At 45.2% G+C, this 12,720-nt stretch carries 6 protein-coding genes; all 6 read right to left on the bottom strand.

Going from position 1 to position 12,720, the window contains the following annotated elements; all coding sequences use genetic code 11:
• Window positions 1-8 precede the first annotated feature (8 nt).
• The 6 genes from QF028_RS29880 to QF028_RS29855 all read right to left on the bottom strand — a co-directional run bounded on the left by QF028_RS29880 (window position 9) and on the right by QF028_RS29855 (window position 12,530).
• Entirely contained in the window at window positions 9-1,889 is a 1,881-nt protein-coding gene (locus tag QF028_RS29880) for a beta-N-acetylhexosaminidase (RefSeq protein ID WP_429471169.1), read from the bottom strand.
• A gap of 28 nt (window positions 1,890-1,917) precedes the next feature.
• Window positions 1,918-2,538 (bottom strand): YesL family protein, encoded by a 621-nt coding sequence (locus tag QF028_RS29875; protein WP_429471167.1) that lies wholly within the window; start codon window positions 2,536-2,538, stop codon window positions 1,918-1,920.
• Window positions 2,539-2,577: 39 nt separating this feature from the next.
• Window positions 2,578-3,909 (bottom strand): glycoside hydrolase family 125 protein, encoded by a 1,332-nt coding sequence (locus tag QF028_RS29870; RefSeq protein WP_429471165.1) that lies wholly within the window; start codon window positions 3,907-3,909, stop codon window positions 2,578-2,580.
• 11 nt (window positions 3,910-3,920) lie between these two features.
• Window positions 3,921-6,620: an alpha-mannosidase gene (locus tag QF028_RS29865; protein WP_429471163.1), complete on the bottom strand. Its 2,700-nt coding sequence runs from the start codon at window positions 6,618-6,620 to the stop codon at window positions 3,921-3,923.
• Between the two features lie 200 nt (window positions 6,621-6,820).
• A complete protein-coding gene (locus QF028_RS29860; protein WP_429471161.1) occupies window positions 6,821-9,826 on the bottom strand; it encodes an endo-beta-N-acetylglucosaminidase in 3,006 nt (1,001 codons plus the stop codon).
• Between the two features lie 28 nt (window positions 9,827-9,854).
• Window positions 9,855-12,530, bottom strand: coding sequence for an endo-beta-N-acetylglucosaminidase (locus QF028_RS29855; RefSeq protein ID WP_429471159.1), 2,676 nt, complete (start codon window positions 12,528-12,530; stop codon window positions 9,855-9,857).
• Window positions 12,531-12,720 lie beyond the last annotated feature (190 nt).

Genomic DNA, 12,720 nt, shown 5'->3' with positions numbered 1-12,720 from the left:
ATTAGTTATTACAATGAAAAGTTTCCTGCAGTGACGATCCGATGATAGACATTGCCGCCTACCAGCCCATTAGCCATTTCCCATGGCCCATCATGAGGCAATCGTTTTTCTTCCAATTCCTCAATCCGGGGAATCCTTCCCTCGAGCCACCCCTGAATCCGGTATTTGACGGAATCAATTCGGGTAATGACACCGCCATAACGAATATCGATCACTTCCCAGCCAAATGGCTTGTACGCTGCAAACCAGACGTCTCGGTGCTTTTGCCTTAAACGATCAACATTCGCCTGGATTCTATCTAAAGTAATAAGAATGGATTTCATTTGCTCATAATTAGTGTTCTGATACGCCTCTATAATCTTTATGCCGATTTCCGCTTTGTCAGCCAGCACCCGCGCCAGCTGTTCATATACATCAAACACGGCTTCCCATGCTGGATTCTCTTGTTTGGCTTTTTCAAGCACCGGGACCAGCTGCTGATAATGCTCCCCTAGAGAAAGACCGCGGACATTCTCGTCATATAAACCTATTAAACTATCTTGGTAGAGCAGCACTTTCGACGTCATCGAGGTATTCATGTTATCCTCCATGACACCCGGTGTTTCATCTAATAATTTCAAATTCATAAAATCAGCAAAATGCCCATCACCGCAAAATCCAAAGCGCTCTGATACCTTTTCAATTGACACTTCCTTCTGGTAGGTGTGCTCGGCAAATAATTGCAAAATCGGGTAAGCTGCCGCAAACGGCGTTTCGGCCCCGTTATCCCCCCACAATGTGACAAAGATTTCCCCGATCCCTTCCTTTTTGCAGGCAGCCAGTGCGGCTTCTGTTGTCGCAATCGCCTTGCCATAGTTCGGCGCTAGTCCATTCCAGGTCCAAGCCCCGCCGGCAAAAATCGGCGTGGTGCCGAGAAGCTTATGGTTTTGAAAATCTCGTTCATACACTTCTTGTTCTTTCCGGTAATAGTTCCAATAAACAAGCTCCACATCCGGAATTCCGTCAAGAATATTTTGACGGATGCTGCCGCTTTCATCCTTATAGGGGCTGTTTTCGGCAAACAATGGGAAATACATATCGCTCCAAATCATCGGTTTTAGACCCAGCTTATCGGTAATGGAGACCACCTTTTGCAGATGTCGATTCATGAGATCAATATGGTGTTCAAAACCATGCTTCTCTAAATATTTTCCTAAGCCAAGCTGAAACGTCTCATCCATGCCGATATGAATCCGTTTGGTCCGAAATGGCTCGGAGGCTGCTTTTAGACAGCTCTCTAAAAACTCATACGTTGTGGGCTCATCCACGAGTAAGATATCATCTGTGTCTTTGAATCCGGAGGCATAATTCCATTTAAGGGCTTCCCGTAAGTGGCCCAATGTTTGAATGCAAGGGATCATTTCAATTCCGAGCTTCCCTGCATATTCATCGCAGGCTTTTAACTCCTCAAACGTATATCTCCCCCGCATATATCCAAAATAAGGATATTCCTTCACCTCATACGTATCCTCCGTATAGAGCATCAGGGTGTCTAATCCCATCACCGCCATGTGCTGGAGAAGCTTCTCCACTTCAGCAACGGTGGGAACCGCATTTCTCGACGCATCCAGCATCACACCACTCATGTTAAACTGTGGATTCTCTGTTAAATCGAATTCGTTACTTTTTTGAAAATTCTCCAGCCACAATCCGAGCGCCCGGAAAAAATGAACCGGCTTTTCAAACGAAATTTCCCCTTGTCCGCCTTTATTCAAAACCCTTAACGGCCCTTTCTGATGTTTCACTTGAATCGGATAACCATCAGTAGAAAGTTGGACATTTAATCGTTTTGAAACAAACTCAAGACCAACTGCTACTGAAGATGTGTCTCCCTTTAAGAACAGTTCCACTTGTTTTCCCCCTGTATTTTCCATAATATTAATACTGCTGTGCTCTTTTCTCTAAAAAGACAAATCGGCTGAGACAAACCCTCATTATCCAAAAGGCAGGAGCCACCGCAGAAATAAACGGGATGAGGCCAGGAGCCTGATTGATCAGGTAGCCAATCACAAAAAAACCGGCGCCAATCCATATGGTTGAAGGTAGACCCGTTACGGTAATGAGAAAGGACTGTTTGATATATTCCTTACTGGAAAGCTCGTAATGGGCATAGATGGCAAAGAAATAGCCAACAGCTACTATTAAAACAATCACTAGGATGTAAAGGATAATCGAAATAAAACTAGCAAAAACACCTGACATAAAGCTCTCTATAATCCTGATATCGATAAACAGAAAAAGGCCAATGATGTAAAAAACAAGGCCTATTCCATTGCTTCGCTTCCATTCTTTGAAATACACATGCTTAAACGTCTTCCAAACAGGGACATCTGTATCTTTTCTCAGCCATTTACGGACTATAGTAAACAGGGCAACAGTTGCAGGGAAAAAGCCAAATACTCCCAGTCCCAAGGCGGTAAAGGCAATCCAGCATAAATTTGCTGAGATTGCCCTCCATATCCATTCACAAACGACAATGATCCATGGAACTTTTTTCATACGGCACCACCCTTTCCAATAACCTGCTCAAAAATAAACTTAAGCTTGATTGCTGTAATTTTTCATGAATTGATGATAAAGCGGACTTCCTTTTACGGCTCTACCGGTTAAACTCAGCACGAATTCACTGAACATCGTGTTGGCCCACGCGAACCAATCTCTTGTAAATTCCTCCGGACAGTCAGCGTTAAAGCCTTCGTGCATAAAATTCGTCCCGCCATCGGTGTTTTTAAAATAAGCCAAAATTTGCTGTTTTTCCGCTTCACTTACCGCGGTCATCCCCTGGATGGCAAGCGCAATATGCCAAATATAGTGATCTGGCGTATGTGGGCTGCCGATGCCATTGGCATATTTACCCTCGTAATAATAAGGATTATCCCTGCTCAAAAGGAACTTTCTTGTATTGAGATACGTCGCATCATCAAATGGCTGGTACCCTAAATACGGGGCTGCAAGCAAACTTGGAACATTGGCATCATCCATTAGATGGACGCGGCCTTCCCCATCGGTTTCATAGACATACATCTCTCCGTAGATCGGGTGGTCCAATTTCGCATATTGTTCAATCCCCTGCCTGATTTCCTCACGAAGCTTTAAGCACTCTTCTTTTAAGGAAGAATCCTTTAGCACCTCATCACACATTTCCGCCGCATACCCTAACACGACAACGGCAAACATATTCGCCGGGACCAAATATCCGTATGTGCAGGCATCATCACTTGGGCGGAAGGCACTCCAGGTCATTCCGGTCGGAACCACACGCCCTCCTTTTCCTTCGCGGATCAATGTATCGGACTGGCGCACATCGGCCCGCTCAAACCGGTAAGGAGACTTGTTTTCATGATCCTGCTCCGTCCTCCAAACATGGATAATCGTCTCCAGCACTTCTTGGAGTGTTTCTTTTATATAGGAAGTACGTCCGGTTGACTTCCAAAACAGATAGGCAAGCTGGATCGGATAGCATAAAGAGTCAATTTCGTATTTCCGTTCCCAAATATGGGGTGTCATGTTGGTAAGATCGGTCTGATGCCCCTTGCCATTTTCCGTTTCATTAAACGCATTGGCATAAGGATCATGTAAGATAAAGGAGAATTGCTGGCGAATGACCCCTTCGAGTAAATCAGCCAGCTCCGCGTCCTCCTCTGCAGCAAGCAAATAGGGGCGCACTTGTGCTGCTGAGTCTCTTAGCCACATCGCAGGAATGTCCCCGGTTACGACAAATGTTTTTCCGTCTTCTAGTTTTTTCAGCGTCGTGGTATACGTATTGACAAAGCATTGTTCAAACATACGGTGTAATTTTTCATCCCCAGGAAAACATTCCTTCACATGATGGATCAATTTTTGCATCGATTCTGGAATTACTGCTGTCATCTTTCCCTCTCCTATCGCTTTGGTTGAAAACCTAGTGTAATAATTTCATAGCCAGCCACTTCATACTGGTCGCTAGAATCATTGGTTTGTTCTTCAAGTATCGTACTCTTATAAGATCTAAAATCCGGCTGGATCGATGCCTTAAGACTTTTACTGGCTGGCGCCGGATTAAACCAGCGAATCATCACGTCATCACATTCTTCCGCCACTTTCATCGATGCCCACGCAAGGCCCTCGGACTCCCACTTCACAAACTGATGGTCAGCTGGCAATGTTCCCTCATGAGCGCTTGTCTGAATAACCTGAAGGGGAACTTTATATTGATAAGCCTCTACAAATGCTTTTGACGTAATCACATCTTTTTCATGCAGGAGCACTTGCCATTCGGCTGTTTGAATCCCTAGGCACTGAGCCTCCGGTGTCGGGAAGTAGCCCCAGTCGCCAAGCTCTGCAACCGAGCGAAGTACGGTGAGGGCAATCGTTCCGTCCGCCGGCAGGATTTCATATTCCTGAAGACCATCCGTGGCCACGGTTAAGCCTACTTCGTCATCCGCAAGACTGGCGAAGCACTGCTGATGGTGAGCGAAGCTTGGATTTTCCCATTCTTTTTCCGGTGTATTCGGGCGTGTCACAATCTCAAAAATACTGTCCGCCTGGTGCGTTTCCGTTTGCAATCCTGTTGGGAAAAGGACACGGAGGCGGTGATCGGCTGCTTGATTGTCAATGGTCAGCTTGAAGGCCGGCCCCTTCATTCCTTTTTCGAGAGTCGCAACCGTGCACAGCGTGATGGTCGTCGTTTCGTTCGATCTGCCTGCTTCTCTTTCCTTATGCCAAATCAAACGGTTCCGTTCGATGGCTAATCGGTCGTCCGCTGAAACCGGGATGGTTAAGGTATGCGTAAATTCAAGCTCTGTTCGAAGCGGTGATTTTTCAATGAAACGGAATACGGCAGGCACATCCTTAGTCGTAATCGGATCCTGTCCTTTTGCTTCCTTGAACATATATTCATTCCCGACATCCCCTGTATCCTCGTAAATACCGAGGCGATGAAAGGTCCTGCCGGTTGCTTTATTCGTTAGATCATAGGTGCCATCCTCATGGAACAGGAGGTGAACATATTCATTTTCCATCTCCCTGCCGCTATCCGCCGCGTGTTCTGGACGCTGCCCGGCCGGCTGCTCCTGCGGAATAAGATAGAAGGTCTTGTAGCCGAATGCCGGGATATTTTCTGCAAAGAAGGACAGCTTGGCTCGTTTGGCAAAAAACGGCTGACGGAATTTATCATCCGGTAAATCATAGCCAAACTCCACCACCGGGTTTTCCAGATGACATTCGATGGTCTTGCCGGCTTGATCGACCAGCTTGTAGGCCGGCAATTCTTTATCCTGTAAATACATTGGGATTTCTTCAAAATGCATTTGCGAAAAATACACCTTTTCCAGATCGACTGTTTTCGTGACGACTTCGTCTTTGTTCCATCCCGTTGTATTCAAGACAACAAGGGGAATTCCGCCCTCTGGTGCGCCAGTCGTATCAATTTTACCGGCAAGCTCCGCCGCCTGCTCCGATACAAACACCTCGCCCATTTGGGAAACCGTTTCAAAGCGGGTCTCCATTTCGCGGTGCACCTCATCCACACTGCAGCCGCAAATGCTGTCATGCGGGTGATTTTTCATCAATGACTTCCACATGAAGCGGAGATATTCCCTCGGGTAAGTCCCGCCTGCTAAAAAAGCCATGCTCGCGAGCGGCTCGGCGATTTTTTCCAAAAGGGTTTGACAGTGGTTGTTCCATTGCTTCAAATAAATCCGGCTCGATGCGGTATTGACAAGCGTCGACCAGCCATCGGTCCGCTGATTGCGCAATTCGCCCTCAATGACCTGCAGCTTCTCTGGAAGGGCTTCTTTTAACGCCTCTGTATATTCATCAAAACTGGAATGCTTAAAGGTGTAATCAGGATATAAACTAGCTGCCGTTTCAATCGCCTGCGGAATCGTTTTTTGCAGCGGCTGGTGGTCACATCCGTTCATAAACAATAACTGATTGGTGGACGCATATTTTTCGGCATCGCGGAGCTTCAGACCCCAGAATTTTTTTGCTTCCTCTTCGTCCACCGGGATTTCATTTCCGTTCGAGTACCAATTGGCAAAAAGAATTCCCAATACATGGGAGCCGTCTGGTGATTTCCAGATCATCTCGGAATAAGGAGATTCATAATCAGGAGAATCTGACACCGTGTTATTAAAGCCGGTCGGCTTTACACCTCTTCCGAAGGCCGCCGTATCAATCCCCGCTTGCTTTAATAGCTGGGGCGCCTGCCCATAAATGCCGAAAGTGTCAGGAAAATAGCCAATTTTTGATACATGCCCATAAGCTTTGGCATCATTTAAACCGATTTGCAGGTTTCGGACATTGGCTTCAGAGCTTGTTAAAAAAGCATCCTGCAGCACATACCACGGTCCGATATGCAGCTTTTTCTCTTCGATTAATTGTTTAACGATCTCCCGGTTTTCCGGATGAACGGCAAAATAATCTTCCAAAAGAACGGTCTGGCCATCAAGATGGAACGCTTGAAAGGCATTGCCTTCTTTTTTGAATTGGTCGATCAAATCATTCATAAGCTTTATGAAATAGTAACGGTGCTGTTCAAAAGGCAAGTACCATTCCCTGTCCCAATGGGAGTGAGAGATAATATGTGCAGTTTTATTCATTAATTCTTACCCGCTTTCCTTTATTTCAGTGATACGAAAACGCTATCATTTACTTTGACTTCATTTTAACAAGCCAAGATTTTCGAGCAATAGATTACTAGTAAGTCCTATGGATTTTACAGTGTATCTTAAAATAGTTCATAAAAAAGGGGGCAGCCGATCATTGCTTTCATGCAATGAGGTCTGCCCCCTTCACTTATTTAATTTCCATTATTAAAATCCTTTTTTAATTCCTCCATCCGATCCATTAACTGAACCAGACGGTCATAGTTTGTTACCTGTTTTCGTAAGGTTGGATGAAGCTTGTTGTAGGCAACTTTGCAGTCATTGACACGATTCCTATCATCTAACGCCAATTGATCCACGTCAGGAAGAGCGTTGATTTGACGAATGACTTGCGTTACCTTTTCGTTCAAGTAAGCGGCACTAAACCTTAGGCTTTCTCTTTCATCTTCCTGTTGGATAGTGTAATAGATTCTTCCAGACTCAGAACCGAAATCCAACTGTTCAAATGTGATCGTTCCGTCTTGGTCAGCCGTCTTTTCTGCCAGAATACTCTTTGCATCCAAGGACTTATATAGCCGAACCGTTTGACCTTTTTTCACTCTTTCAATGGTTACCTTATCTTGGGCCCCTGCATTATTTTCAGCCTTTACAAAATGCATCATCACATTTTCTGTTCTCGGCAGGGCAGAACTTTCAAACATCTGCCAATCATAGATACGGATCGCACCCCAAGGGGAAGTACCGCTATTATAAATCTGCAGTTTGAATTCCCTTGCCGTAACAGGCTGATCTAACACCACATCTGTCACAGCTTTCGTATTATCTGTAATCCGTTTGGCGCTAATCCATTCGCCATTTTTATTTTTATAAAGCAGCTCAAAATCCACGGTGTTCATGTTATTGGCTTCCCCGCCATATTCAGCATGTTCAACACGCCAGCGGCGGATGGTTTTCTCCTCACCAATATCAATCGTCATATAACCGGTTTTCATATTGGTTGCGCACCATTTACTATTTGCGAGTGCAGTTCCGTCCAGTGCTTTAGAGGCAGGTTCTGCTGCATTTTCAGCGGAGACAGAGGTTACCTTGGCCTTTAGCGCCACATTAGGAGAAGTGGGGTTTTGCTCAATCTCTGTTGCATCCGTACCCATTCCCCAATCAAAAGAGACGACGGCAGCTTGACCACGTATATAATCCTGATTGACCGGCACCACTTTCAGTTTCGTGATGTTATCAGCCGATGCATTTTCTATCGCTCTCGTAATATTTGGTGTATAGAAATAGTTATTCGGTGTTACTCCTAATAGGGTTTCGACGCCATCGGCATTCTCTTGGTAAACCTCATAATGCAAGATATTCTTCTGTTCAGACCAACTTAGACGAGCTTCCGCCTCAAAGGCTGTTTTCGGCATCTTTTCTAAAATTTTCACATCTGCAGGTTTCGTTAGAACCGCAGCCGCAGCATCATATACGGACAGCTGACCTAAATGAATAGAGTAGTCTTCTATTTTTTCAGAGTTGTTGACTTTCAGACTTAAAGCATAGGCTGTTTTCCCTGCATCCTTTCCAAGATCGACAACCGTTGTCTGCCAGCCATCACCCGACTTAGGCAGTGGATAATATTTCATGTTGTTTTGTGCATAGTCTTCACTATAGGCCACACCGAGCGACACATCCGCTCCCGATTGGTTTTGATAAACAACACGGACCTTTGTTGTGTCCGTAATCGGAAGTTTTGAACTGTACAGCATCGTGTCATTGACAGAACCCGCTTCGAGTGCACCGCTAAATTTCAGGGAATTGCCTCCGTTAAAGGCTTTATCAAAATCATAGGCTACCTTGATTCTGCTGCCTTGACTGCGGATCCACCAGCGCCAAGTCGGCATGATATCCTGGATAGAGCGGTTATTCCACTCAAGGTCATTGGCGATTTTCCCGTTCACAAAATATTGTTTTCCGTGGCCGCTGTTAAAGTTAGTGGTAAACGGCTTCGATTGAATAACAGATGCATCAGTGACAAAACGTGCCATCCCTTTCCAATCAGCCGAATCATCTGCACGGGTGGGATCACCCTGCGGACCTGTCCATAAATCCTTTTCTTTTTCATGGAAGTCAGCAGGATCAGCCGCTAATCCCATTGTCGAGTTTGGCGCATAAAGGGCAATCGACACTTTTGGCTGTTTCTTTTCATCGAGCAGTGCATTGGTATTAATTTTGGTATTATAAGAATTCTGTTGAATTTCAAAACCCGCATAGGCATCAAACGGGCTGCGGTTATGGCTTCTCATCGTTCCTACGGTGGTGTTAATCTTACTGGTTGTCCAGTTATAGTTTAAAAAGAACTCATCAACGGCATATACCCCATCTTCTGCCGGTTTCACATACATGTCATTTTTGCTGTTGATGGAATCCTGGTAGTTGATTGCTCCCGTATTGTCCTGAGCGTCATACCAGCTGATATTGAGGTCTGAATTTCGTTTAATATAGCGCATCATTTCATTCATGCGTTCGGCTGTTGCCTTACTGACACCATACGTCTCCTGATTGAAAAAATAGCCATCAAAACCATAGTATTGCGCCACTTCAATCATCTTGTCGGCAACTGGGAAACTACCGTCTTGTTTCTGTTGTGTAAACTTTTCTATTTCAGCGACTCCTTCAGCTGACCTGCCCCATGGGAAACCAAGCGTAGCATAAACAGGTACCCCATTACGGTGGGCAGCATCGACGATATCCGGTGTAGGAATCGCAAAAATTCCTTCATTGGTTCCTGACCAGTAAATATAGGAATCTAGTAATTGCCAGTTGTCGAAAGCATATACATTAAATTCATTGCCTCCGACAGAGCTGGCCTCATCATGATTCCAGTTCGTAATCGCAGCAGAGGTGATGCCAGCCTTTGGATTGGCCATCGGATTAACCTGGGAACCTTTAAAGCGATTTTTGTTTAACGGAATGCTGGCACGGTCTATTTCGGCATCCGGGTCCCTTTCAGGTGACCACTGCAGAAGTGTTTCCACCCTAAAAGCCGGGGCCAGAGGCTTTAGACTAAGCTTGTCCGCATAATTCTCATTGACGACGTCCGACCCGTCCCCATTAACGCTGGCTTTTGCCCCAGGTGCACCCAGTGAACCGAGTAACATGAAAGCAGCCGATACAGATAAAATGCGGCCGAACAACTTGCTTTTTTTTCTCCTCATATTGCTCCTCCTCTTACTAATTAAAATACTACCGATTGAGATATCCATGGACTTCAAATTCAAAAATCCTCGCAGCCGTATCTCCGCCTTGGGTTGGTTTGTCAATCCACAAACGAACATAGCGTGCGTTTGTTAAAGCTATGCTGTGTTCTGAAACAGCCGCTGTATTATCCGTAACCTTAACAGCCTCTGTCCAATTTTCTCCATCCGTGCTTATTTCAATCCTAAATGCCTGGGTGTTAAAGGCTTGCGGTTCCCCGCCCGCCTGTGCATGGCGAATGAAAAACTTTGAAATTGCAAATTGATCACCAAGATCCACCTGTAACCAATGAGGAGCAGTCCCCAATGCGCACCATTTACTGTTATCCGTTACCTTACCATCGAACGCAAACTTCGCCGCTTCAGTTGGTGAACATTGTCCGCTCGCGATGGTGGTCTTATTCAACGCCACATTTTTAATGTCCTTGGCTGCTTCAGAAATGGTAATCATCGCTTCTTTTGTCAGGACACTTTCACCCTCGCTGTTTTTCGCAATCAGGGTAACAGAGTAGACGCCATCTTTCTCATAGGTGACGACCGGATTTTCCTCATTACTTACAGCTGGAGTCCCACCTTCAAAATGCCATTCTACTTCTTCTGTTACTTCTGATGACTGATTAAGAAAATGAATTTCCTGCCCTGGAGCTGCTACCGTTTTATCGGCACGGAAATCTGCTTCCGGCTTTGGATATGGCGGCCAATCGAACGTAACTGCTGTTGGCTCGCTGCGTTTGAACTCTTTGTTCACCGCAACAATTTCCAAAGTGGTGCCGCTTTCTTTACCGCTTCGCTTCAGATTGGAAAGGTAATAAACCTGGTTAGGTGTAGCGCCAACGAACTCTTTTTGATTGTTCGGCAGCTTCCGGTAAATTTCATAGTGGCTCACATCGGCATCAGACGGCTCCCACGCAAGCGGGACATCCGCATAGATTCCTTTGTTAAACTCAATTTCATTTACCTTTGCATGGTTCGGAGAATCGATGACATTGTGTTTTTCCTGTTTGTTATAAACCTTGATTTCTCCAATATTGGTCGTAAAACCTTTCACTTCCTCATCACTTTCAACCAAAAGCGAGATGGCTGCGATGTTTTTATCACTGTATTTTTTTAGTTTAAATGTATCGGTAGTCCACTGGTTATGACTTTGTTTTTTCACATCAAAAAACACAAATTGGTCGGGTTTGTCAGTAAAGCTGACTCCCAATTTCATGTTTGGTTTTTTCAAATTTGTTTTGTAAGTCAGCGAGATTTCCGTATCCTTTTGGATCGGCAGATTGGTTTTATAAAGCTTAATATGTGTTGGGTTGTCAGCTTCAATCGTTCCTGATAGTTTTAACGAGCTTCCACCGTAATAGGCCTTATCCCAATCGAAATCTACGTCAACCGCTTGTCCGCCTTCTTTCAGCCAGCGCCAGGTCGGGAGGATATCCTGGAGACTGCGGTTATTCCAAGACTGACTGCTTACCGTCTTTCCATCTGTTGCGAAAAACTTGCCGCTTCCTGTATTAAAATGAGTGACAAAGGGAAGTTCCTCGATCGCAGTTTTAGCGGTAAAATAGTGGGCCATCCCTTTCCATGTACCGTTATTGCTGGTTACTGCAGGGTTTTCCGATTTCCCAACCCAGAATTCATTTTCCTTCTGATAAAACTCCTCCATTGTCTCAGCCTTTTTAAAGGCCCAGTCCGGACGATAAATTCCTAAAGAAGTTAATGGTGCTTTACCCTCAGGGAAAATCCCATCCCAAGCAACCTTTGTGCTTGTACCATTGGCTTCCACATCAATCCCGGTAAATAAATCATACGGGCTTCTGCCAAGTTCCTGAGCTTTATTAAAAGAAGACTGCTGGTCGCTCCACCAGAAGTTTAAAAACATACTGTTAGAAACACGTGACCCGCCATCCTGCAGGAAGCTGCTGTTTTGATCGGTCAAAGCATTTTGCCAGCGAACCTTCCCGTCTTTCGTCATCGAATCGTACCACATGATCTGCATGCCTTCTGGCTTATGCTGCTGAAGATAGATAAGGAATTCTTTCATTTTTTGAGCCGTTTTGGCATCACCGCCTTCGGTCTCTTGGTTAATAAACCAGCCGTCAAATCCGTAATAGCGTGCGGCTTCAAGCAGCTTGTCCGCAGCAGGGAAGGAGCCATCCTCCCGTTGGGTCAACATTTGGTTCAGCCACTCAACCTTTCCGCCATATACCGTTGGTGGAAAGAAAACGTTTCCCAAAATCGGTACGCCGTTTTTATGGGCAGCGTCAATGACGTCCGCACTTGGCGGCACGATAATCCCTTCACCGGCAGAACCTGCCCAATACACCATAAGGTCAACATACTGCCAATAACTGAATGTATTTGCCAAAAATTCATTCCCGCCTTGAGATGGTGCACCACTCGTTGTGGGGTTGAGTGCTGACAAAGCCACTACCTTTGCTTCTGACTGGGCATTGTCATTTACTTTGTATAGCACTTCCCGTTTGCCCAATGGAATTTGGCTGCGGTTAAACACAGCATCGGGATCGTTCTCTGGCGTCCAGTTCAATAATTGCTCGGGATACCAATAAGATGATTCTGGTTGTTTGGCATAACTTGTGTTTGGTGATAACGCCACAAAAAAGATGCCCAAAAAGAAAACCAGCCACAAATAGCCCTTTTTCACGTTTTTCATTGTTTCTCCTCTCCCTCTATCTATTTTTTATATTGAAGCTTATGTAAGCATGCTTCCTTTCATTAGGCCCTAAAATGATAGCGCTACCAAATATACATTCGATGGTTTTTTTCTGTCATTCATTCCCATAGGGCTCTTTTTCTCACATCTTATTCTGAGCGGTTTGCTCCGTCAATGAATTATAAAATGT

This window comes from Neobacillus sp. B4I6 (genome assembly GCF_050434045.1).
Classification (GTDB): Bacteria; Bacillota; Bacilli; order Bacillales; family Cytobacillaceae; genus Neobacillus.
The sequence above is the reverse complement of the archived record's forward strand: the minus strand, read 5'-3'. Positions and strand labels throughout refer to the sequence as shown.